Source organism: Streptomyces sp. NPDC101151 (assembly GCF_044768335.1).
In the GTDB taxonomy this organism is placed as follows: Bacteria; Actinomycetota; Actinomycetes; order Streptomycetales; family Streptomycetaceae; genus Streptomyces.
In genome coordinates this window covers 87,268-111,265 of the sequence record NZ_JBIWPP010000012.1, presented here as the reverse complement: position 1 = coordinate 111,265, position 23,998 = coordinate 87,268, and the positions used below count along the sequence as shown (strand labels likewise).

Annotated in this window: 15 protein-coding genes; 7 read left to right on the top strand and 8 right to left on the bottom strand. The window is 70.6% G+C overall.

Annotation, left to right across the window (positions count from 1 at the left end):
* Positions 1-38 precede the first annotated feature (38 nt).
* The 3 genes from ACIRU3_RS23105 to ACIRU3_RS23095 form a co-directional block, all read right to left on the bottom strand.
* Positions 39-869, bottom strand: a complete 831-nt coding sequence (locus ACIRU3_RS23105; protein WP_404059155.1) for a 2-amino-3,7-dideoxy-D-threo-hept-6-ulosonate synthase — start codon at positions 867-869, stop codon at positions 39-41.
* 98 nt (positions 870-967) lie between these two features.
* On the bottom strand, positions 968-2,359 hold the full coding sequence (locus ACIRU3_RS23100; RefSeq protein ID WP_404059153.1) for a phenylacetate--CoA ligase family protein: 1,392 nt from the start codon (positions 2,357-2,359) through the stop codon (positions 968-970).
* A gap of 233 nt (positions 2,360-2,592) precedes the next feature.
* Entirely contained in the window at positions 2,593-3,021 is a 429-nt protein-coding gene (locus ACIRU3_RS23095; RefSeq protein WP_404059151.1) for a nitroreductase/quinone reductase family protein, read from the bottom strand.
* A gap of 228 nt (positions 3,022-3,249) precedes the next feature.
* On the opposite strand from ACIRU3_RS23095, the gene ACIRU3_RS23090 reads away from it, so the two are divergent.
* The 3 genes from ACIRU3_RS23090 to ACIRU3_RS23080 all read left to right on the top strand — a co-directional run bounded on the left by ACIRU3_RS23090 (position 3,250) and on the right by ACIRU3_RS23080 (position 7,439).
* Positions 3,250-4,869 (top strand): MDR family MFS transporter, encoded by a 1,620-nt coding sequence (locus tag ACIRU3_RS23090; RefSeq protein ID WP_404059148.1) that lies wholly within the window; start codon positions 3,250-3,252, stop codon positions 4,867-4,869.
* Positions 4,870-4,912: 43 nt separating this feature from the next.
* Complete coding sequence (locus ACIRU3_RS23085; RefSeq protein WP_404059145.1) at positions 4,913-6,520, top strand: FAD-dependent monooxygenase; 1,608 nt, start codon at positions 4,913-4,915, stop codon at positions 6,518-6,520.
* Between the two features lie 82 nt (positions 6,521-6,602).
* The gene (locus tag ACIRU3_RS23080) at positions 6,603-7,439 is read left to right on the top strand and encodes a class I SAM-dependent methyltransferase (protein ID WP_404059142.1); all 837 of its coding nucleotides are present in this window, start codon (positions 6,603-6,605) and stop codon (positions 7,437-7,439) included.
* Positions 7,440-7,484: 45 nt separating this feature from the next.
* On the opposite strand, the gene ACIRU3_RS23075 is transcribed toward ACIRU3_RS23080, so the two are convergent.
* Both ACIRU3_RS23075 and ACIRU3_RS23070 read right to left on the bottom strand, forming a co-directional pair.
* Entirely contained in the window at positions 7,485-8,651 is a 1,167-nt protein-coding gene (locus ACIRU3_RS23075; RefSeq protein WP_404059139.1) for a PucR family transcriptional regulator, read from the bottom strand.
* The gene (locus ACIRU3_RS23070) at positions 8,641-9,369 is read right to left on the bottom strand and encodes a VOC family protein (protein WP_404059137.1); all 729 of its coding nucleotides are present in this window, start codon (positions 9,367-9,369) and stop codon (positions 8,641-8,643) included. Before ACIRU3_RS23070 ends, ACIRU3_RS23075 begins: the two co-directional genes overlap by 11 nt.
* Before the next feature lie 196 nt (positions 9,370-9,565).
* On the opposite strand from ACIRU3_RS23070, the gene ACIRU3_RS23065 reads away from it, so the two are divergent.
* Positions 9,566-10,054 carry a hypothetical protein gene (locus tag ACIRU3_RS23065; protein WP_404059134.1) on the top strand — a complete coding sequence of 163 codons (489 nt, stop codon included), beginning with the start codon at positions 9,566-9,568 and terminating at the stop codon, positions 10,052-10,054.
* Here ACIRU3_RS23065 and ACIRU3_RS23060 read toward each other — a convergent pair.
* The 3 genes from ACIRU3_RS23060 to ACIRU3_RS23050 all read right to left on the bottom strand — a co-directional run bounded on the left by ACIRU3_RS23060 (position 9,991) and on the right by ACIRU3_RS23050 (position 12,024).
* On the bottom strand, positions 9,991-11,214 hold the full coding sequence (locus tag ACIRU3_RS23060) for an MAB_1171c family putative transporter (RefSeq protein ID WP_404059131.1): 1,224 nt from the start codon (positions 11,212-11,214) through the stop codon (positions 9,991-9,993). The genes ACIRU3_RS23065 and ACIRU3_RS23060 overlap by 64 nt on opposite strands.
* Position 11,215: 1 nt before the next feature.
* The gene (locus ACIRU3_RS23055) at positions 11,216-11,608 is read right to left on the bottom strand and encodes a hypothetical protein (protein WP_404059129.1); all 393 of its coding nucleotides are present in this window, start codon (positions 11,606-11,608) and stop codon (positions 11,216-11,218) included.
* Positions 11,609-11,793: 185 nt separating this feature from the next.
* Complete coding sequence (locus ACIRU3_RS23050; protein WP_404059126.1) at positions 11,794-12,024, bottom strand: hypothetical protein; 231 nt, start codon at positions 12,022-12,024, stop codon at positions 11,794-11,796.
* A 621-nt stretch (positions 12,025-12,645) separates the two neighbouring features.
* Between ACIRU3_RS23050 and ACIRU3_RS23045 the strand changes: the two genes are divergently transcribed.
* Genes ACIRU3_RS23045 through ACIRU3_RS23035 form a run of 3 tightly spaced genes read left to right on the top strand, consistent with a single transcriptional unit; the run spans position 12,646 to position 23,938 of the window.
* Entirely contained in the window at positions 12,646-17,295 is a 4,650-nt protein-coding gene (locus ACIRU3_RS23045; protein ID WP_404059123.1) for an amino acid adenylation domain-containing protein, read from the top strand.
* A complete protein-coding gene (locus ACIRU3_RS23040; RefSeq protein WP_404059120.1) occupies positions 17,292-22,844 on the top strand; it encodes an amino acid adenylation domain-containing protein in 5,553 nt (1,850 codons plus the stop codon). Before ACIRU3_RS23045 ends, ACIRU3_RS23040 begins: the two co-directional genes overlap by 4 nt.
* Positions 22,841-23,938, top strand: coding sequence for a Gfo/Idh/MocA family oxidoreductase (locus ACIRU3_RS23035; protein WP_404059117.1), 1,098 nt, complete (start codon positions 22,841-22,843; stop codon positions 23,936-23,938). The genes ACIRU3_RS23040 and ACIRU3_RS23035 overlap by 4 nt, the downstream gene beginning before the upstream one ends.
* Positions 23,939-23,998 lie beyond the last annotated feature (60 nt).

The following is a 23,998-nucleotide window of genomic DNA, read 5'->3' as shown; positions in this document are numbered from 1 at the left end:
CCTTCCGGGAAAGGGGTCGTTGGAACCGGGACGCAGGGTCAGACGGCAGGTGCGAGCGACGGCGTCCCCGCCAGGAGGTCCTGGTACTCCTCGTACGCCTCGGCGGGCGAGAGCCCCCCGTGGATGATCTTCGCCAGGTGCCGGGTCAGCATGGCCGGGTCACTGTGCTCGAAGATGTTGCGGCCGATGGACACACCCGCCGCGCCCGCGCCGAGGGCCTCGCCGACGGTCGTGAAGAGCTGCCCGACGTCACCGTGTGCGGCGCCACCGGCGATCAGGACCGGCACCGGGCACGCTTCGACGACCTCGTCGAAGGACCGGGGATCGCCGGTGTAGTGGCATTTGACGAGGTCGGCGCCCAGCTCCGCGGCCATGCGCGCGGCGTGGGCCACCTTGGCCGGGGCGAACTCCTCCTGGGGATCGGCACCCCGGACGTACACCATGGCCAGCAGCGGGATGCCCCAGGCGTCGCACTCCTCGGCGATGCGGGCGGTGTCCACGATCTGCTCGGGTTCCGTCTCCGAACCCGCGTTGATGTGGACGCTCACCGCGTCCGCGCCGAGCCTGGCCGCCTCGGGCACGGTGCACACCGCGACCTTGCGGTTGATGTGCCGGCCGAGAGTCGTCGACGCGCTCATGTGGACGATCAGCGAGGTCGACGCGCGCAGCCGCCTGGCGCAGGTCTGCACCAAGCCCTTGTGCAGCACCACGGCGTCCGCGCCGCCAACGGAGACGCGTTCCACGGTGGCGGCGATGTCGCGCAGCCCCGTCACGGCACCGACGCTGATGCCGTGGTCCATCGGTACGATCAGCGACCGTCCCTGATCCGAGATCAGGCGCCGCAGCCGCAGCTTCTTGCCTTCGCTCACTGCTGGCTTCCCCCTTTTTCGCTCTGTCATGGATCCGGCGTTCGGAACTCGTGGGTCCCTGCCGGTGTCGTCCGCCTCGGACGGTGCGCGGACGGGCGTCAGACGGTGCCGGCCGACGCCCTGCGCGCGGCTGCCGGGTCGAACCGGCGCTCGACCGGCAGGAACTTGCCCGACGGGGAGGTGGGGATGGCGTCGACGATCGACACCTCGACGGCGCAGTCCGCGCCGAAGGCCGGTGCCACGCGTCGGGCCACGTGGTCACGGAGGCCGGCGCCACTGCCGGGCAGCGGCTCGACCAGGACGGACACCTGGTCGACGGCCTCCTGGACCAGCCGGAACCGTTTGACGCCCGGGATGTTCTCGAACAGTTCCATGAAGACGCCCTGCGGAACCGGGTGCAGGTCCTGTCCGCTGCGGCGGTACAGCAGGGTGTTCTCCCGGCCCAGCAACTCGCCCACGACGGGCAGGCTCCGGCCGCACTCGCAGCGGTCCTTGCTCACGGAGATCAGGTCGCCGAGCCGGTAGCGGACGATCGGCAGCGTACGGTGCCAGAAGCTGCTGATCACGATCGATCCCACCTGGCCCGCAGGCACCTGCCGGCCCTCGGCGTCGAGGACTTCCATGAGCGCGCAGTCGCTGTTCAGGTGCATCGAACCCCGCTCGCACGTCCACGCCAGGTATCCGGTGTCAGTGGATCCGTACAGGTCGAAGACGCCGACTCCGTCGAATGCCTCGGCCGCCCGGCGCCGCAAGTCCTTGTCCAGCGTCGCGCCGGTGTTGATGAGCGCGAGCGGACGCCAGGAGAACCTGGGGTTGGCCTCCTTGTACTCGATGAGCATGCGCAGCGTCGAGCCGAAACAGGTGAGGACGTGCGGGGCGAACTCCTCCAGCGACGCAGCCGTCTCCTCGACCGTCACCGGCCGGCCGTCCCGCAGTACCGGGATCATGCGGAAGAACTCCGGTGGCAGCAGGCGCTGCATCTTGTAGCCGATCATGTGCGCCCCGGTCACGATGATGGCTGCCGAGCGCAGCGGACCGGTCGGGCTGACGGTGTTCAGCACCGCCCGCATGAACCGGAAGTACTGGGCCCTGATGTGGGCCTGTTCGAGCCGGTCGTAGACGAAGTGGCCCGGCTTCCCCGAGGTGCCGGCGGTACTGACGACCAGCAGGTCGTCCGAGTTGTTGAACGGCTCGTCGGCCCTGGACCTGTCGTCCAGGTAGGCGCCGACGGCATGGTGGGGAATGTCCGAGCGCGTCCGTACGACGTCGAAATTCTCCAGCAGTACGCCCTTGTCCATGAGCGGCACGTCACTCCACCGCTCCGGGTCGGAGAGCAGTTCCTCCACCGAAAGGTCCCGCAGCAGATTGCTGAAGTAGGGTGACTGGCCGCGGGCGAATTCGAGCTGATTGTGCAGCAAATGACGGCTTCGCAGAGCGAGTTGATCCTCACTCAGCCGCTCGTTCTCCTCAAGAAAGTCATAGACCCCCATGATGGAGGACTGTCCCGCGATCATTCGGTCACGTATGACGTCCACAAGTTGCGCCCTTCCGTGCTCGCGTAGTCATCATTATTGGGAGACGACCCCGGGGTCGGCGTCTGCACAACCTGGAAGGGAATTCCGGGGTCTTGCGGATCTGGGAAACGGCGTTGCCGAGGCTGCACTCACGCAGTGGGCCCCCGGGGGCGGCTTCACCCGGGGGCCCGCGCGGACAGCACCGCTCTTCAGCCGTCGATGCGTTCCAGGACGACCACGGGGAAGACCCGGGACGTCCGCTGCTCGTATTCCCGGTACACCGGGAACAGTTCGACGTGCCGGACGTACAGCTTCTCCCGCTCCTCGCCCGTGACCACGGCGGCGCGGGCCCGAAACGTCTCGGGGCCGAGTTCCACCGTCACTTCGGGATGGGCCCGCAGGTTGTGGTACCAGTCCGGGTCGGTGGGGGTCCCGGCCTTCGCGCCGACCACGACCAGCCGGTCGCCGTCCGTGGTGTGGCCGAGCGGGCTCGTCCTCGGCCTGCCGGTCCGTGCCCCGGTGGTCGTCAGCAGCAGCAGTCCCGCGCCATTGGCGTCCGGGCCCTTCTGCTCCTTGTTCGCGCGGTACTCCTCAATGATCGGGATGTTGTACTCGGGTCGGCTTCCGAACCTGCTCAACTGCCCTCTCCTCGTCCGGTGGGTCGTCCATTCGTGACGGACATGCTGCCCGGCCGCGTTCCGCCGGCGCATCGATCCGCCCCGGGTCTGCACATACGAGAAGGGGCACCGAGCTGCCTGCCGCATTGGGAAATTGTCCGGTGGGTGCTGTCACGGAAGGCTGGGCGGAGAGAAACCGACTGAGCGGCGTACCGGGAGCACCCGGGGCCCGACCGAACGAGGATTCCGTTGGCCGAGAACAGTGTCCGAAACAGGGCCGGGAAGACCGCGAAGGAGCCGATCCGTCATCTCCTGACCCCCGTATGGGGATTCATCGTGGCGATGACCGTCTCCGCGCTCGACTCCACGATCGCGGGGACCGTGACCCCTACCATCGTCGCAGAATTCGGTGGTGTCAGCCTTTCCGCCTGGGTGTTCGGCAGTTACATGCTGGCGCTGACCGCCCTGCTGCCTTTGTACGGGAGGCTTTCCGACCACTTCGGCAGGAAGCGGACGATCTATATCGGTATCGCGATCTTCCTGGTGGGTTCCGTCTGGTGCGGTGCCTCCACCGGAATGGTCGAGCTGATCATCGCCCGGTCCGTGCAGGGCCTCGGCGCGGCCGCGCTGTTCCCCATCGGCATGGCAGCGATCGGTCTGCAGTTCCCGCCTCGGTTGCGCAGCCGCCTGCAGGGCGTCTTCGCCTCGGTGTTCGGACTGAGCAGCCTGCTCGGCCCGCTCATGGGCAGCGTGCTGGGCGAGTACGTCGGCTGGCGCTACGCCTTCTACATCAACCCGCCGTTGCTGCTGCTCTCCGCCTGGCTGATCCACCGCAACTACCAGGACCCGACAACGGAGGCGAGCGGTCAGAAGCTCGACCTCCCGGGGGCCGTGCTCATCACTCTTTCCACCGCCGGTGTGCTCTTCGGCGTCTACCGGCTCGGAGAGCAGCGTGACTGGGCCGACCCGCTGGTGTGGCCGTTCCTGATCGGGGGGCTGCTGGCCTTCGTCTTCTTTCTGCGGGTCGAACGGCGGGCAGAAGTCCCGATCATCCCGCTCAATCTCTTCTCCAACCGGGCGCTGACCGCCGCGTTCGCGGCGAACTTCATCATCGGCCTGGTGATGTACAGCGCCATCTTCTTCGTGCCCGTCTTCGCCCAGGGAGTGAGCGGCGGCTCGATCGGGAAGACCGGTCTGACGCTGCTTCCCTTCCAGATCGCCAGCATCGTGGGCAGCCTGTTCGCCGGACGCGTGGTGTTCAAGGCAGGCATCAGGTCCATGGGCATCCTCTCCATGGTGCTGCTGTGTGCGGGGTTCGCCCTGCTCGCGACGATGGACACCAGTACACCCGGCTGGCAGACCGCGGCCTTCACCCTGCTGATCGGGGCGGGTACCGGCGTCGGCCTCCCCGTGCTCATGATCGCCGTCCAGTCGGCCCTGCCGCCCTTCCTGATAGGGGTCGGCTCGTCGCTGGCGCAGCTCTTCCGCGAGTTCGGAGGCATGATCGGGGTGAGCCTGCTCGGTGTTCTGGAGTACTACCTGTTCGTCGGTGAGACCAGCGGCCTCCACGGGCCGGCCGAGCGGCTGGTGACCGAAGCGGGCCCGCGCGGGGTGAGCGAGATGCTCTTCTCCGACCGGTCCGACTTCCCCGCCGAACTCGTCGACATGCTGCGGTCCGGGCTCAGCACCGCACTGTCCACCGTCTTCCTGGTGACCGCGGCCGTCTGCCTGCTGGGCATCCTGATCAGCGTCAAGCTCGCCAAGCGGCTGAACCGGCCGGGCCCGCCCGGGGGACCCGGCGGTCCGGCCGCCCGGCCCGCCGACCCGGCCACGCCGGGCGCCGCGGACAGCGGCTCCGCCCCCGCCTGACGGTGACCCGCGCCCTTGCCCGTACGACCGGAAGAGACCACGTATGCCCTCGAACCATGTGCCTGTTCTGATCGTGGGCGGCGGTACCGTCGGCCTCGCCGCTGCCGCCTTCCTGGGACACCACGGAGTGTCCGCCACGGTGGTCGAGCGGCAGCCGGGCCCGCTCGACCATCCGCGTGCGCTCGGCATCAATGAGCGCACCCTGGAACTGCTGCGCGAGATCGGCCTGGAGGAAGCGGTCGACGACGTCTGCGGTCGCCTGCCCACGGGCGCCTGGCGGGCCTCCGTCAGCACCTTGGCGGCAGCGTCCTTCCCGCCCGTGGAAGGGCCGCTGGACTTTCGTACGCCGGCGATCGCCGAGGTCTCTCCGGCCGAGGTCGCCGGCACGTGTCCGCAGGACCGGCTCGACTCGGTGCTGCGGCCGGCGGCTCTCAGGAGCGGAGCCACGATCCGTTACGGGGTGTCCGTCACGTCCGTCACGTCCCATCCGGGCGGCGCCGTCGCGACGCTGTCCGACGGCGAGGTCCTGCACGCCGGCCATCTGATCGCCGCGGACGGTGCGTCGAGCACCGTGCGGGGCGCCCTGGGCATCGGTACATCGGGCCCCGGAGTGCTCGGCATCCCCAAGATGAACATCGTGTTCCGTGCCGACCTGTACGAACGGTTCGGCGGCATCCCGTTCATGACCGACATCACGTCACCGGGGTCATGGGCCGTGCTGATCGCCGTCGACGGCGCGAACCGCTGGATGCTGCACGTCGACTACGACCCGGCCGACGGCGCGGACCCCGCCGACTTCACGCCGGAGCGCTGCGCGGCCCTCGTGCGAGGGGCGCTCGGCACCGACGACGTGCCGGTCGAGATCCTGAGCGCCGCGCCCTGGCGACTGACCGCCCGTGTCGCGGACCGTTTCCGCCACGACAGCACCTTCCTGGTGGGGGACGCCGCCCACACGATCCCGCCGCTCGGCGGCTTCGGAATGAACACCGGCATCGCCGACGCGCACAATCTGGCCTGGAAACTCGCCGCGGTGATCCGGGGCGACGCGGAGGACCAGCTGCTCGACACGTACCACGCCGAGCGCCACCCGGTCGCCGAGTTCACCCTGCGCCAGGCGATGGCGCGGCTGAAGAATCCGGCGCTGCACTGGAATCCGTTCGCGGCGGCGGAGCGCCGGCAGGCCGGAGTGGTCGCCACGCCCATCGTGCACCTGGGCTACCGCTACGACTCCTCGGCCGTCGTAGGCGCCGACCTGACACTCCCGTCCACCGAGGACGTCCGGCAGGACCTGGACGGTTCACCGGGCTCCCGGCTGCCGCACCTGTGGGTGGAGCGGGACGGCGAGCGGCTGTCGACTCTCGATCTGCCGGGCTCTCGGTTCACCGTGCTCGTCGGCCCGTCCGCGGACGGCTGGTACGAGGCCGGCCGGGCGCTGGCCGACTCCAGCGGCACCGGATTGCGTGTGTACCGGATGGGCCGGGACGGAGTGCAGGTGCCCGAGGGCCGCTGGCTGGCCCTGGCCGGCACGGGCCCGGACGGCGCACTGCTGGTTCGCCCGGACGGATTCGTGGCCTGGCGTGCCACGGGGCCGGCCACGGATCCGAAGCATGTGCTCGGCCAGGTGCTGGACGGGGTGCTCGGACGGCTCTGACGCCCACGACTCCGACACCCGGCCACCGGCCATCGACATCTGTTCCCGACGACCTTCGAAGACATCCCGGAGAGGATTTGTCATGGAAGCGGTTTCTTTCACCGCGCAGTGGACCGCCGCGGCACGAGCCATCGAATCGGACCGTGCGGACAGCCTGTTCACCGACCCCTTCGCCCGCACCCTGGCCGGCGAGAGCGGGTTCCGTCTGCTGGAACGTTACGCCAGCCCGGTGACGGTCGACTATCTGGCGCTGCGCACCGCCTACCTCGATCGGATCGTGGTCCGCGCCGCCGAACAGGGCATCCGACAGGTCGTGTTCGTGGCCGGCGGAATGGACACCCGTCCCTACCGGCTGACATGGCCGGGGGGCACCACCCTCTACGAACTCGACCACGCCGAACTCCTCAAGGCCAAGGATGAGTTGCTCGCGGACCACGTACCGGCCGCCGGTGCCACGCGCATCACGGTGCCGGTCGACCTCGCCGGCCCGTGGGAGGATGCGCTGACCGCCGCGGGGCTGGACGAAGGGGCGGCGACCCTCTGGGTGGTGGAGGGGCTCCTGTACTACCTGCCGGAGGAGGTCGCTTGCCGGCTGCTCCGCAGCACCGCACGGCTCTCGGGCCCCGGCAGTGTGCTGTGCGGCGACGTGGTCAGCGAGGCGGCCCTGAACAACCCGGTGGCCCGGCCCTTCCTTGAGGCGCTGGCGGAGGACGGCGCGCCCTGGCTGTTCGGCGCCGACAAGCCGGAGGAGCTGCTGGCCCGGTGCGGCTGGAGCGCGCAGGGGGTGGTCCAGCCCGGCGAGGACGGATCCGACCGCTGGCCCTATCTCGTACTGCCGCGGCACGTCCCCGACGTGCCGCGGAACTTCCTGTTCACCGCCGAGCTGACGATGTCGCAGGAAGTGCCGGACGCGGGCTGAGAACGAAGACCGGGTCGGCGCCTCGGTGAGGCTGCCGGCCCGTCGTCATGCGGTGGCGAGCAGGCTCTGAGCCGTGAGCGCCAGTGTGAGCGACTGGATGCCGCGGGTCTGGATCGGATTGATGCCGGTCAGCTGCTCGATCTTCTCGATGCGGTACGTCAGCGTCCGGCGTGCGACGTTCAGCCGCCGAGCGGTGCGCGTCCGGTCGAGATCCATCGAGTACAGCGTGCGGAGCGTTTCGATGAGGTCGGGGTGGTGCCGTAGGGGATCGATGAGCGCCACCAGTTCCTCCTGGTAGGAGCGATCGCGCAGCATGGCCAGCTCGCTGATGATCTCGTTCTCCTCGATCACCGCCCGGGCCAGGCCGGCGGCAGCGCCCAAGGACTCCACGGTGATGGCCCGCCTGGCCGCGTCGTCCAGCTTCGACCGGTCGGCCATGACGGCGCCGACCGGCAGCCGCACGGCCAGGTCCGCCTGTCGCAGCCTGTCCAGTACATGGGCCCCGATGACAGCGGGGGTCTCCTGCGAACGCAACGGGACCAGCACGCAGACATGCTGCTCCACCTGGCAGCACAGCCCGGTGTCGTCCGCCGCGAGGGCCGCCGCGCCGAGCGCGACGGTGGCCGGCCCGGGAACCGTTCCGTCGGCCAGGCCGAAGGCCAGGACCAGATAGCGGCCCGTCTGCTCATGACGGGCGGCCGAGGCCAGCTCGTCGTTGACGGAACCGCTCACCATCATCTCGGCGAGTACCCGCCGGGGCAGGCCGAGTCCGGTCTGCTTGAGCGTGTGGGAGTAGGCGGCGCCGATCTCTGTCGTGATTCCCGCAACCGTCCTGGTGACCCATTGTGTGTAGGTCGCGAGTTCCTTCTGCTCGCCGGGCCGGGCCCGGGCCCAGCATTCGGCGAGCATCGTGGAACTTCCGAGGTCCCATGCCTGGAGCAGCGGGCCGATGCGGGCGCCGTGCTCGGCGAGCACGACGGCCGGCTCGGTGCACCGCATGAGGTCGTCGGCGGGGAGTTGCCGCTGATGGCGGAAGAGTTCGATGGACCGGTTCAGCGCCTGCCCGAGTGCGGCCGGCGTGAGCTCGGGTACGGCATCGCACAGTCCCTCGCACGGATTGAGCAGCGGGCGTACCGTCGTCCAGACGGCGCCTGCGATTCCCTCCGACTGTTCGGCGAGCCTGTCGAGTAGGTCCGTTCGTTTATGGCTCATCGCTTTCTATGTCCCCCGTCGGATTCTTGTCTATTTCCATCTTCGAGCCGTCGAAGCCGATGGTGAAGGACATGCCGGGCCCGACGATGCCCACGGTCGAGAAGCCGGCCGGGGTCCCCGGGCGCAGTCGGAGGAGTCCCTCGGACAACTCCATGACGGCCTCGTGCGCGTTCATGGTGATCCGGTCCTGCGGAATCCCGTACAACTCGGCGTAGCGGTCCACCTCGGACTTCAGCTCAGGTGCGTTGACGTCGACGGTCCGCAGGGCCAGATCGCCCGGCACCGTGGGCAGCGCGCCCTCGTAGGCTATGACCCAAGGGGTCAGGTGATACTGGCCGAAGAAGACCGAGGAGAAGTTGATTCTGGTGCCGTCGGGCTGCGGCACCCAGGTCGTGATCGGGCCGCAGTGCCGGACGTCTTCGGGCAGCCCGGATTTGTAGGAAGAGATGTCTTCGGTGCGCAGTGTCGTGGAAAATATCCCGTTGCCACGTGTGTCGAGGTAGTCCACGAACTTCTGTCCGAAAGGCGCCAGTTGGGCATCTTCCCGGTTGTGGACCGCCATCATCTCGATGAACCCGCTGTCCAGTACGGCGACGCGTCCGGTGATGCCGGGGATGGTGCGCGTCGGGGCCTCGAATCGGACTCCGAGGGAGTTTTCCACCTGTTCTACGGCGTCATCCAGGTCTCGGAGTGCGAACGTGACGTGATCTAGGAACACGTTCTCTGTCTCCCATGTGTAGAAGCCACATCAGGCCGACCGGTGAGGGGTGAGTGCGTGTACTGATGACCCCTCGCCTGTCGTTAACTATACTGTACGGATCGACCTTCGAGTGGGGTGATCGACAAGTGGTAGTGTTGTCGCAAGTTCAACTGATGGGCTTGTTGGCTCGGGGGCGGACAGAGGAACTGGGAGATTGAACAAGGACGGCGCAGGGCGGTTTCCGGCCCGTTCGGTCAATGGACTGGCCGCTCGCCTCAACGAGCTCTTCACCACCATCACGTACGTGGACGAGCGCGGGCGACGACGGGAGTACTCGACTCCGTACGTCGCCAAGGCGATCAGCGACGACCCCACCCACGACACGGCGATGTCCCGGGTCTATCTCGCGACGCTACGGTCCGGCAGCAACGTGAACCCCACCATTGCCGTCGTCAAGGCCATCGCCAAGTTCTTCAACGATCACCGTGAACCGGGGGGCCGTCCCGTCAGCGCCGCGTTCCTGCTCGGGGAGGACGGCGACGAGGACGAGGAGGAGAAGGAGCTCAGGCGTCGGCTCGCCGACCATCAGGTGCGGGCGATCGCCATGCGCGCCGGTGACATGAGCCCCGCCGTGCGCCGTCAGGTATTGCGGATGCTCGACGTGCTCGACGACACCGGGGGCGACGAGTCCTCGTCCTCGTAGAGCTTCCTCATGGCCTGATTCAGCCGTACCAGCCACTGCGCGTCCGACTGCAGATCCGAGCCGCCGAGCGCCGGCGCCGGGGACGGTTGCTCGGCCGGCCGGTCCTCCGCCTGGCGGCGCAGGGCGTCGATGGTGAGCGCGGCCTGGATGTGCAGGTCGAGCACTGAGCCGCTCAGTCCGGCAGCGCCCCCGCTCTCGTCCGCCCGTGCGGCGGTCTCGGCGTCGTAGTACGGAGTCAACTGGACGATTCCGTCGTGGATCTCTATGACACGACGGTAGTAGGCGCGGTGGGTCCAGGGCCACCAGGGCGCGGCTCGCGGTGCGGCGGTGTGGGCGGGCAGAATCAAGTGCGGGAAGGCCTTGCGCAGTTTCTGCCACAGCGGCTCCAACTCTTTGAAGACGCGTCGGCGTTGCCGAAGCATCCGCCATCGTGCCGCTGCGCCGGTGGCGGCCGGATACGTGATGCCCGTGGCCAGCAGAAGGCTTCCGACGAGGGTGAGGGTGACGTACACGGCGTTCAGGATCCGTGGTTCCGGAGGCGGTCGGAGCACGGCCTGCGTCAGGGCGAGCAGGAACTTGATCCCGCACGCGCACGACAGGGCGGTGAGCGCCGCGGCGACGATGCGCAGGCCGTTGCGCAGATGGCTGCCGCTGATCGCCCTCGCGTACGCGAGGGAGGAGCGCAGCGCGAGAGCCAGGCCGTATCCCATGTAGCCGAGCGCCGCCAGCACGAACACGGTGGCGTGGATGTCCTGGCCGTTGTCGAGGCTCGCCGGGGAGGTCCGCACGGGCGGTGGCGCGAGCACCCACGCGCCGACCAGCACGGCCTGCGTGGCGAACAGCGGGATCAGCTGCAGTCGCACCGCACGCCGGGCGTCCGGGCCGTGCACGGAGTACCGGAAGAAAGCCGTCAGCCAATAGGTGGCGGCCAGGGTCACGACGTTCAGCAGGAGCTTGTCCAGCCCGGCCACCCAGCCGTCGAGCGTGGTGCGCACGGGCGGAAGGGAGAAGAAGGGCGCCAGGGCGGTGCAGACGAGGCAGGCCGTGATCGCGCGCAGCGGGAGGTCGGTGGGTGTCCGTCTCAGATGGAGCAGCTTGGACAAGGCGGTGGCCCACAGGACCGTTTCGAGGGAGCCGAAGATGAACAGGCCTGAATTCATGTCACAGCCAGTTGGATTGATGCGTCAGGGCACGCCTTATGCGCGTCAGGGCGTGGTCCTCCGGCGGCGGGACGGGACCCAGGGTGTCCGCAGGGTCCAGGAGGGCGGCCCGCTCCAGGATGATGGTGGCGATCAGCTCGGCCTCACGCTCGTGTGCGGAGTCGTAGCAGGTGCGTTGCAGCCAGAGGGCCGGACCGCCGGGCCCGGCCCCTGTCAGGTCCTCCGGTGGCCATGCCTGCTCACCCCCGTGGCCGGCGATCATGTGTCCCACCTCGTGCAGGATGATGTGATCCTGGTGGGCTCGGGTCGTCTCCTGCTGGTAGAAGATGACATCCATGGACTCGGTCATCACGCACAGCCCGAAGGGGCCGGGGGCCTCGATCGGATAGGCCACCAGCTTGATGGGGCGGCCCCGATGGACCGCCAGACGTCGGCAGAGCTCCGGCGTGTCGAGCGGGGGCCTGATATCCAGCTCCCGTAACAGCCGACGGCATCGCCGACGAAGTTTTCCCTCCCTTGTCATCCCCCGTCCGTCCCCCGGTTTCAGTTCTTTTTCCGGTAATTCCGTCCGTCGTTGTGTCAGGTCACTTCGAGACGGAATATGGCTGCCTGTTTCGTGTGGGCGGAAATATCTTCCGCGGAGTCGTCCGCAATCACCGGCAACTGCTCTACGGTGAAGGGAAGCCGGAGGGCGCTCGGGTGCGCCTCGAACAGCGTGGCGGCTTGCCTTCCCTCGGCGAGGACGGCCCGGTGCGATGCGGTGTCGGTGCGAAGAACGTTGCAGGTCCCAGCGGTCGGCAGAGTGCGCACCCGGGCGCGTTCCCGGTCGGAGGAACAGGGGTGACGCTCTCGGGCGGCCTCGGTGACCGCGATCGGGGTGCGGCGGGCCCGGCCGGTGCTGCGTCCGGCGAGCCCGATGGCCCGCAGGGCATGACCCTCTGCGCTGCAGGGCTGCTGGGGTGCGGCGCCGATGCGTTCAATCGGTGAGGAATTCTGCTCGTGGACGGCGGCCGGACTTTTCTGCACTCACAACTCCGATCGCTGGTTTCTGTCGCGCCCGCTGGTGCACGAACGTTCGACCGCTCGGGAATGCTAACAGCGATCCCCGGGAAGCGGTCTGACCCTGGCCTTACCGGCCATCTTGGCTGAATATCAGCATCGGCTGGAGGGTGGGGACGCCTCGGAGGTGAGCATGCACGCCAACCGGCTCGTGAGCGCCGGCGACCGGCTCCGTACGCCGTCGGAGCCGGAGCGCTGACGTGCCACCGGGCGACGTCCCCGCGGGTCAGACGGATCCCAGAAGGCATCCAGATTCTGGCCAGTCGTGAGTGTGAGGCTGAGCCGGGCTTCCGGTCGCTCCTGAGTCGGCCCATCGCGGTGGGAGAGGGGCGCAGAGCCGCTCGCACGGGACCGACGAACCGGAGTTGAGGGATGTCAGAGCAGAGCATGTCGCCCCAGCCTGCCGTGGCTGCCGCCACGGCCGCTCCCGCATGGACACCACAGACCCTGCGACAGGAGGTCGCCCGGCTGCTGGACATGGACCTCGGCCCGGCCGAGGACGACGTCAACCTCTTCGAACTCGGCCTGCAGTCCATGCAGTTGATGCGACTGACGAATCGCCTCAACCGCGCCGGAGCCCGCGTCGACTTCAGGACGCTGTCCGACGATCCCCGACTGGCGTCGTGGTACGCGCTGCTGAAGGACGCGGCCGGGCCCACGTCCCCAGCGGACGTGGCCTCGCCCCCCGCCGCGGCCGCCCCGGTCGACGAGCGCGGGGCTTTTCCGCTCACCGCGGTGCAGCAGGCCTACTGGATCGGACGTGGCGACGACCAGCCCCTGGGCGGCGTGGGATGTCACGCCTACCTGGAGATCGACGCCGACGAGGTCGACCCCGGCCGCCTCGAAACCGCCGTGCACGCCCTGCTGGATCTGCACCCCATGCTGCGGGCCCGGTTCGAGGACGATGCCACGCAGCGTGTGCTGCCCCGGTCCCTGTGGTCCGGGCCGACCGTGCACGACTTCCGCGCGCAACCGGAGGAGACCGTCGTCCGGGCGTTGGAGGAGGTGCGCGACCGGCTCTCGCACCGACGGCTGGACGTGCGCGCCGGAGAGGTCCTCGACGTGCGGCTGAGCCGGCTGCCCGGTGGCCGCGACCGTCTGCACATCAATGTCGATCTGCTCGTCGCCGATGTGCACAGCATCCGGCTGCTTCTCGCGGATCTGGCCGCACTCTACGAAGACCCCGCGTCCGTGGAGGAGTTGACCTACACCTTCGGGCAGTATCTGGCCGATCGGGCCGCCACCAGGGACGCGGAGCGCGAGAAGGCGCGCGAGTACTGGCAGCGGCGGCTGCCGAACCTGCCCGGCGGCCCCCGTCTGCCGCTCGCGACCGAACCCGTGGACATCACGGCCACTCGCTTCGTACGGCGCACCCATGAACTGACTCCCGCCGAGTGGAGCACCCTGCAAGGGAGGGCGGCGGAGGCCGGCGTCACCCCTGCCGTACTGCTGGCCACGGCCTTCTCCGAGGTCCTCGCCCGCTGGAGCGGCGAGGACCGGTTCCTGCTCAATCTGCCGCTCTTCGATCGCGATCTCGAGGCGCATCCGCAGATCGGGCGCATCGTCGCCGATTTCACGAGCCTGGTGCTGCTGGAGGTCGACCTGGCCGGCGGCGGCAGCTTCGCCGAACGCGCCCTCGCTGTACAGAAACAACTGCACGAGGACGTGGGTCACGCCGCGTACACCGGAGTCGACGTGCTGCGCGACTTCGTCCGTGCCGACACGGACGCGCCGCGCAGCGCGCCGGTCGTGTTCGCCTGCAACCTCGACGCGCCGCTGATCCCCGACGCCTTCGCCGCACGGTTCGGAGAGCTGTCCTGGATGGTCTCCCAGACTCCGCAGGTCTGGCTCGACCACCAGGTCTACCGCACCCGTGCCGGGGGGCTGTTGCTGGCCTGGGACGCGGTGGACGAACTGTTTCCCGCAGGTCTGCTGGACGCGATGATGTCGGCGTACGCCACGCTCCTTCGGGAACTCACGGCGGGCGACTGGCGAGGCACACCCGATCTCGCCCTGCCCGCCGAGCAGCGAAGCCGCCGGGACGAGGTCAACTCCTCGGTCCGTGCGGAGAGCGGACTCCTGCTGCACACGGCCTTCTTCGAACACGCCGGGGAGCGGTCCGCGCGGCCCGCCGTGCTGTGGGACGAGAACGGGCGGCTCACCCACGGCGAACTCGCCCGACGGGCGCTGTGCATCGGCGGAGCCCTGGTCCGTCGGGGAATCGGCCGGGGCTCGTCCGTGGTGGTCACCGCGCCGAAGGGCCCGGATCAGATCGCCGCGGTGCTCGGCGTGCTCGCGGCGGGCGCCACGTACGTACCCGTCGGCGTCGACCAGCCCGCCGCGCGGCGGGCGCGCATCCTGGGTCTCAGCGGCGCCCAGCTCGTTCTGGACGGTACGGCAGCTCCGCAGCCGGACAGCCCGGGGACCGACGTCCTGTCCATCGCCGAGGCGCTGCGCGCGGAGCCGCTCGACGCACCGTTGTCCGCCGCACCGGACGACCCCGCCTACGTCATCTTCACCTCGGGTTCCACCGGCACGCCCAAGGGTGTCGAGGTCAGCCACCGGGCGGCGGTCAACACCGTCGAGGACATCGAGCGGTTCGGCGTCGGGCCGGGGGACCGCGTGCTGGCCGTCTCCGCCCTGGACTTCGATCTCTCCGTGTGGGACATCTTCGGACCGCTGGCCCAGGGCGGCGCCCTGGTGCTGGTGGACGAGTCCGACCGGCGGGACGCGAACCGGTGGCTGACGCTGTGCTCACGGCACGAGGTGACCGTGTGGAACAGCGTCCCCGCCCTGCTGGACATGCTGCTCACCGCCGCGGACGGGGCCCCGCTGCCTTCCGCACTGCGCCTGGCCATGCTGTCGGGTGACTGGATCGGCCTGGACCTGCCGCGCCGACTGGCCGCCGCGACGGACGGCCGATGTCGGCTCGTGGCACTCGGCGGGGCCACCGAGGCCGCGATCTGGTCCAATGCGTACGACGTCGTCGACGTACCCGAGCACTGGCGGTCCATCCCGTACGGAAAGCCCCTGCGCAACCAGAAGTTCCGCGTCGTCGACGGCCGAGGACGGGACTGTCCCGACTGGGTGCCGGGCGAACTGTGGATCGGCGGCGCCGGAGTGGCGCTCGGCTACCGGGGTGAGCCGGAGCTGACGGCGGACCGCTTTCCCGAGGAACACGGCGAGCGCTGGTACCGCACCGGTGACCTCGGCCGCTACTGGCCGGACGGGAACCTGGAGTTCCTCGGGCGGCTGGACCACCAGGTGAAGATCAACGGCTTCCGGGTCGAGCTCGGTGAGATCGAAGCGGGTCTTCAGGCCCACCCCGAGGTCTCCGGCGCCGTCGTCGTCGCGATCGGCGAGCGGCGCGGCGAGTTGATCGCGGCCGTCGTCGAACGCCCCCCGCAGCCGGTGGACACGAACGGGGCGGCATCCGGTGCCGGTTCCGCGGAGGCGGACGCCTCGCCCGTGACGGGCGCCGGGCTGACGGCGGCTTCCGGGCAGCCGACCGGGAGCGGCACCCCGGCGGTGGCCGGCGGCATCTCGGCAGCGGACGCGGAGGACCTCGAACTCCATCTGGTCGAAACGCTGTTGGCCGAACTGGTGGAGCCGTTGGTGGCGCCTGCTCCCGCCCCCGCGCGGACCATCCCGGTGTCCCGGGAACAGCGCCCCGTCCTGGAGACTTGGCTGGACCAACTCGTGCGGCGCGATGTCGTGCACCGCGACGGCCTCGCCGTCCGGCCGGGCGGCCGCTGGCAGGAGGCCCGCGACCCACGGAGGGCGCAGCGGTTGCGGGAACGGGCGAACGGCACCCATCTGGAGCCGGTGGCGAACGCGTTGGCCTGGGCCGGCCCCATGCTGACGGCCGTGCTCTCCGGAGCGTCCCACGCCTCTGTACTTCTGGATGATCCGGTGCTGTCCCCCGAAGGGCTCAACGATGTGATGCCCGGGGCCAGGGAGTGCGTCCGGGACGTCGCGGCCGACCTGCGGGCATGCGCGGGTGAGGGCCCGGCGGCGGTCGCCGAGTGGGACGCGACGAGCGGGCTCGGTGCCGCACGGCTGCTGGCCGCGATCGAACCGGGCGCCGTCGACTACACGCTGTTCGGCACGTCCTCCGTACAGCTGGCCACGGCCGACGCCCGGCTCGCGGAATCCGGGCACCGCGTGCGCAGCGTCCAGCAGGGCACCACCGCCCTTCCAGCCGCTCATGTGCACGCGTTCGACGCCGTGGTGGCCAACAACGTCCTGCACCGGATACCCGACGGCCCGGATGCCGCAGTGGCGGCCATGGCGCTGCTGCTCAAGCCCGGCGGCCGCCTCTACGTGGTCGAACGCACCCGCCTCTCCCCGCTCGCCCTGCTGATCGCGCTGCCGCTCGAAGCGGAGGCCGGCCGCCTGCGGGAGGGCGGGCCGAACACGTCCTGGCTGCACACCGGGCCGCGCTGGACGCGGGCCTGCGCGGCCGCGGGACTCGTCGGCGCCCGCGTGGTGCGTACGGAGGCCACCGGAGAGGTGCTGGTGACCGCACAACGGCCGCAGGGAGCGGGCGGACTGGACCCGGAGGAGCTCCGCCGCTGGGTCGCCGACAAGCTGCCCGCCCACATGGTCCCGGCGCACTTCGCGGCGCTGCCCGCCCTGCCGCTGAGCGCCAACGGAAAGGTCGACCGGCGGCGTGTCGAGAGCCTGCTCGCGTCGCTGGCCGCGCGGCCCCGTGCGGTGGCCGACCCGCCGCAGGGTCCCACGGAGCAGTGCGTCGCCGGGCTGTGGACAAAGCTTCTGAGCCTCGCCTCGGCAGGCCGTGACGAGAACTTCTTCACGCTCGGCGGCGACAGCCTCCTCGCCACCCGTCTGGTGGCGGAGGTGCACACGGTGCTGGGCGTCGAGCTGCCCATGCGGGACGTGATGCGCGCGCCGACCGTGGCCGGCCTGAGCGCGTTGATCGAGCGTCTGCGGACCGCGGACCAGGACGGCACACCGGGGACCGGGGCTGTCGACGGTGACTTCGAGGAAGGTGTGCTGTGAACGCCAGCGATCTGATCAGTGAGTTCGAGAGCGCCGGGATCCGCGTCTGGCGTGAGGGGCAGCAGCTGCGCTTCCGTGCCCCGCGCGGTGTCATGACGGACGAGCGCCTCGCGGCCCTGCGCGGCTGCAAGGAGGACCTCCTGGCCGGTCTGCCCGACCGGGCCGCGCCGGCCGGGGAGTCCGCCGCCGGCCCCTCCCGGTGGTCGGCCGAGCCGACGGCACGCCACGAGCCCTTCCCCCTGACGGATGTTCAGTCCGCGTATCTGCTGGGCCGCGACGAGGCCTTCGACTACGGCGGCGTCTCCTGCCACATCTACCTGGAGTTCCGGCGCCCGGCCGGCCTCGACCCGCAGCGGCTGCAACAGGCGTGGGACGGCCTCGTGGAACGCCACGACATGCTGCGCTCGGTCGTCTCGGAGGACGGCACCCAGCGCATCGTGCCGACCCTCCCGAACACCCACATCCAGGTCACCGACCTGCGCGCGGCCGACGCCGCAGGCGTGACGGACGCACTGGCCGGCCTCCGCGACGAGCTGTCCCACAAGGTGCATCCGGCGGGTGAGCGCCCCATGTACGAACTGCGCCTGACCCGGCTCGCCGACCACAGCCTGCTGCACCTGTCCATGGACTTCATGGTGCTGGACTGGATCAGCATCCAGCTGCTGCTCTCCGAGCTGGATCTTCGCCACCGCCAGCCCGACTGCGAGCTGCCGCCCGTCGACGCCACCTTCCGCGACTACGTCGCCGCCGAACGCCGCCTGCGCGACACCGAGCGCTACGCACGCGACCGCGCCTACTGGTGGGACCGGGTGGACGACCTGCCCGCCGCTCCGGCCCTGCCTCTCGCCGACGGCCACGACCCGGCCACCGTGCCGCCCCGCTTCCGCCGCCTCGGCAGCTCGCTGAGCGAGGAGGCCTGGCGTGCGCTGAAGGCCCGGGCGGCCGGACACGGCATCACACCGGCCAACGCGGTACTCGCAGCCTATGCGGAGACCGTCGGCCGCTGGAGCTCCGCCGAGCGCTTCTGTCTGGGGCTGACCGTTCTGAACCGCATGCCGCTGCACCCGCACGTGGACCGGCTGCTGGGCGACTTCACCTCGGTCAGCCTGCTCGCCGTGGACCGTACGGACCGGGCTGCCTTCGCCGACCGGGCCCGGAGCCTGGGCGAGCGTCTGTTCGACGACCTCGACCACCGGTTGTGCAGCGGCGTCGAGGTGCTCCGCGAGATCGCCCGGCGCCGCGGCCGTGAAGCCGCCCTGATGCCGGTGGTGTTCACCGGAGGCATCGGCGTCGTGGGCCGTGCCCTGGGAGGCGCCGAAGGCCTCCGTCCGGTGTACGGGATCAGCCAGACGCCGCAGGTGTGGATCGACTGCCAGGCCACCGATCAGTTCGGCGGCCTGGAGGTGAACTGGGACGTGCGGGAGGGGGTCTTCCCCGACGGCATGGTGGACGACATGTTCGCGGCGTTCGAGCGGCTGCTGCACCGCATGTCCGAGCAGGACGCCCCCTGGACGGAGGCGGATCCGCTCGGGCTGCCGGAACGGCAGCGGGCCCGGCGGGACGCCGTCAACGCCACCGCGGCCCCGGAGCCCGGCGGCCTGCTGCACGCGCCGCTCGTGGCATACGCGCGGGCCTGTCCCGACGAGACGGCGGTGATCGACGCGAACGGGTCGATGACCTACGGGGAGTGGCTGGGGCGGGCTGCCTGGGTGGCCCGGGAGCTGCGTGCCGCGGGTTGCCGTCCGGGCGATTCCGTCGCCGTCCTGATGGACAAGGGCAGGGATCAGGTCGTCGGCGTTCTGGGCGTCCTGCTCGCGGGCGGCGTCTACGTTCCGGTGGACATCGGCCAGCCGCAGGTGCGCCGCGATCGCATTCTCACCGGCTGTCGTGCCCACTACGCGGTCCTCTCGGACGCCGGCCTGGCACGGACCCTGCCGCCCGCCGTCCGGCCGGTGGACGTGGCCGCCGCCGAGCGGCTTGCGCCCTCCGCCGTCCCCGACGAGAACTCCGTGTCGTCCGGCGACCTCGCCTATGTGATCCACACCTCCGGTTCGACCGGTGAGCCCAAGGGCGTGATGATCAGCCATCGGGCCGCGGCCAACACCGTGCACGACATCAACCGGCGCTTCGCCGTCACCGACTCGGACCGGGTCCTCGGTCTTGCCGCGCTGGGCTTCGACCTGTCCGTGTACGACCTGTTCGGCCCGCCGGCCCTCGGCGCGGCCCTGGTCCTGCCCGATCCCGCCCGGCGCTCAGACCCCTCGCACTGGGCGGAGTTGACGCAGCGGCACGGTGTCACGCTGTGGAACTCCGTGCCCGCCCAGTTGCAGATGCTCGCCCACTACCTCGACGCGGAACCCCGCACGCTCTCCCGGGTGCGGCTCGCGATGCTGTCGGGGGACTGGATTCCGCTCGCGCTGCCCGGTCACGCGCGGCGGCATCTGCCCGAGGCCGAACTGATCAGCCTGGGCGGTGCGACCGAGGCGGCGATCTGGTCGATCTTCCACCCCATCCGCTCCGTCGAGCCGCACTGGCGCAGCATCCCGTACGGGACGCCGCTCGCCAACCAGCGTTTCCACATCCTTGACAGTGCGCTGCGCGACCGCCCCGACCTGGTCGCAGGCGAGCTGTACATAGCCGGTACCGGACTGGCGGAGGGCTACCTCCACGACCCCGACCGCACCGCCGAGCGTTTCCCACCGCACCCCGCCACCGGTGAACGCCTCTACCGCACGGGCGACCTGGGGCGCTATCTGCCGGACGGCGCGATCGAGTTCCTCGGGCGCGCCGATCAGCAGGTCAAGGTCCGAGGGCACCGCATCGAGCTCGGCGAGATCGACGCGGTCCTCGGCGAACACCCGGCGGTCGGCTCCAGTGCCGTCCTGGTGGAGGGCGGGGACGCACTCGAGCGTTCACTTGTCGCCTTCGTGGAACCGGCCCTTCGCGCGGACACGCCGCAGCCCTCGGCGGTGGCCGCCGTCGTGGCCGAGGCCGACGTGGAGAGCGCCGCTCCGCTGCTGCCCGGCGCCCCCACCGCCGGTCAGGTCGCGGCGTACGTGGACCACTTGAACCATGCTTTCCTGCTGTCCATGGCCGACGCCGTCGCCGGGTCCGGACTCTTCGAGGGCGAGGGCGAGGGCGAGGGCCAGGGCCAGGGTCAGGGTCAGGGGGCGGCCCCTTCCGCGGACGAGGTGGCCCGGCGGCTCGGGGTCGCCGAGCGGCATCGGGGGTTGCTGCGCCGCTGGCTGGTCGCCCTGGCGCGCTCGGGACACATGCGGCACGAGCCCGCCACCGACACCTGGCGCATGCTGCGCACACCTGCCCGGGCCGAGGTGGACCGAGCGTGGGACGGCCTCGCCGCCCAGGCCCGCGAGGAGGTCTGCCCGCCCGCGCTGCTCGCGTACTTCCGTGCCCACGCCGTCGCCCTCCCCGCCCTGCTGCGGGGGGAGCAGGAAGCCGTACGGCTGTTCTTCCCGGACGGCAGCCAGGAGATCGCGCGTGCCTGGTACGCGGACAACCTGGCCGCACGGCGCCTGCTCGCGACGCTCGGGGCGGCCGTACGCGGCGCGGCGAAGGGGTCGCAGGGCAGGCCGCTGCGGGTGCTCGAGGTCGGGGGCGGTATCGGAGCGGCCACAGGACCGGTCCTGGAGGCGCTGGGCGACCGGCCGGTGGATTATCTGTTCACCGACGTCTCCGAGTACTTCCTCGCCGACGCCCGGGAACGGTTCGGTGGGCGGCCCGGACTGCGCTTCGGCCTGTTCGACATGAACCGGGACCTGCGGTCCCAGGGTCTGCTGCCCAATTCGTTCGACGTCGTCCTGAGTGCCGGAGCGCTCAACAACGCACGGGACACCGCGCAGGTGATCTCCCGGCTGCGGACGCTGCTCGCCCCGCAGGGCTGGCTCTGTCTGCTCGAGATGACCCGGGAACATCCGGAGATCACGGCCACCCAGGCGTTCATGATGGAGGAACCCGAGGACCTGCGGCGCGAGCACGGGAACCTGTTCGTCCACGAGGACCAGTGGCGTGATCTGCTGATGGACGCGGGCGCTCGCGAGGTCGTGAGCTGGCCCGGACCCGACGACCCGTTCGCCGCGCTCGGACAACGCGTGCTCGCCGCCTCCTTCAAACAGGACCGTGCCCCGGTCGACGCCGAGGAGATCACCCGGTGGGTGGCCGGGCGACTGCCCGCCTACATGGTCCCCGCGCACCTCCAGGTGGTCGACTCGCTGCCGCTGACCTCCAACGGCAAGGTCGACCGCAAACGGCTCCTCGGCTGGGTGCCACGGCGCGGCGAACGCGTGGCGGAGCAGCGGGCCGAGCCGCCGAGGCCCGGCGTGGAACGGCGGGTCGCCGAGCTCTGGACGGAACTGCTCGGTGGTGAACCCCCCGCCCGGGAACAGGGGTTCTTCGAGGCGGGAGGCGACTCCCTGCTGGCGGCGCGGCTGGTGGGGCGGGTGCGCGAGAGTCTGCCCGAGGCCGCGGCCGTCACCTTCGACGTCCTGCTGCGCACCCTCCTGCACACTCCGACCGTCGCGGGCCTGGCCGCCCGGCTGGCGACCCAGGACGACCGGGCCGCAGGGACCGGTGAGCGCCGGGAGGCACTCGCCGGCCCGCCGTCCGCGCTGGTCGAGCTGGGCGGGTCGGGCCCGGGCCCGGTCCGGCTGCTGGTGCATGAGGGGCTGGGCACCCTCGCCCCCTACCGCCCGCTGATCAAGGAACTCGCCGCCGACGGGCGTCTGTTGGGGCTAGCCGTGCAGGACAGCGCCCGCTACCTCGAACTCGCCCCGCACCGTCTGGTCGAGGACCTGGCCGCCCAGTATGCCCGTGAGGTGCTTGCCGCGGGGCACCGCGAGCTCGAAGTGGTGGGCTACTGCTCCGGTGGTCTGATCGCCGCCGAACTGGCACGGGCGCTGAGCGAGGGCGGGGCCGACGTGCGGCGGCTGACCGTGGTGTCCAGCTACCGCATCCCGTACCGGCTGCACGACGAGCTCATGGTCGACTACGCCTTCGCCCGGGTCATGGGCGGTGACCTGGCGGCGCTCGGCTGGCCCGCGCACGAGGGCGACATGGGGCGGGCGCTCGCCGCGGCGCTGGCCCGCTCCCCGAAGGCGCTGGAGCCCGGAGCCTTCGCGCTGCTCGGCGGTGACGAGCAGCTGGAATCCGTCGCCGAACGCTTCCGTCTGCTGGGGGAACGGGCCACGGAGGAACGCCAGGACGCACTGTGCCGGGCACTCGCCGACACCGACGCGGGCCTGGGCGACGCCGGCCAGGTGGCTGCCCTGCACCGGGTCTTCGAGCGCACCGTGCAGGCCGTCACCCACTACGAGCCGCTGCCGTACGCGGGCGACATCACCTTCCTGCGACCCCTTGCGCCTACGCACTTCATCCCCGGCTTCCAGGACGACATGACGCGCTTCTGGCGGGAACTGTGTCTGGGCGAGTTGACGGTCGTCGACGTCCCCGGCGACCACTTCACCTGCATCCAGGCGCCGCACGTGGCGCAGACGGCCGCGGCGATCACCGCGCGGGCCGGAGCGGAGCGATGAGCGGCCCCGCGCGTGCCCCGCTGCGTGTCGTGGTGTGCGGTACGCGATTCGGCCAGGTCTATCTGTCGGCCCTGAGCCGGTGTCCGGACCGCTACCGCCTCGTCGGCATCGTCGCCCGGGGCAGCGCCCGGTCCGTGGCCCTCGCCGAGGAGTATGGCGTCCCGCTGTACTCGACGGTCGGCTCGCTGCCCGATGACGTGGACGCTGCCTGTGTGGTGGTCTCCAGCGGCGTCGGTGGCGGCCAGGGTGCCGAGCTGGCACGGGAGTTGATGGAGCGCGGTGTGCACGTCCTCCAGGAGCACCCGGTGCACCCGTCCGAGCTGGCGGACTGTCTGCGCACCGCGCGGCGCACCGGGACGCAGTACGCGCTGAACACCTTCTACCCGCATCTGGAGCCCGTCCGGCGCTTCGTGGCCGCGGCGCGCCGCCTGGTGGAATTGCGGGCCCCCGTGTTCGTGGACGCGATGTGCGCCGTCCAGGTCTCCTTCGACCTGCTGGACATCCTCGGCGAGATCTTCGGCGGGGTACGTCCCTGGTCGCTGACCGCACCGGCGGCGGCCGACGGCCACCCGCTCACCGCCGTGCAGGCGACGGTCGCCGGGATCCCGCTGACCCTGCGGGTGGAGAACCGGATGGAGCCCGGGGACGACAGCACGAGTCTCTTCCTGCACCGCATCACCGTCGGTACGGACTCCGGGAACCTGACGCTCGTCAACACCCACGGCCCGGTGGTCTGGAGCCCTGTCCTGCGCACGGTGCCGGATGCTGTCGGCCGATTCCTGGGCGGCGCGCACGCGGCGGATCCAGGGACCGGCGGTGACCAGGGGGCCAGTGCCGAGGTGCTCGGCCCCGCCGCGGCGCCCGCGTGGCAGGCGGTGCTGGAAGAGGTGTGGCCGGACGGTGTGCTGCGCGCCCTGGACGCGCTGCGCACCCGCATCGACGCCGGCGGCGACCCGCTGCGCGGCGCTCAACGGCATCTGACGGTGGCTCACGCCTGGCAGGAGCTCACGGAAGCGCTCGGTTACCCGCAGGCGGCCGGTCCTCGGCCGGGTGCTCCGCTGACAGCCGCCGACCTGCTCCCCGCCGGCTGGTGAGCCGCCCCTCACCAGCGGTCCGTGCGTGATCAGAGCCTGTCCGAAGATCCTTCGAGAGAG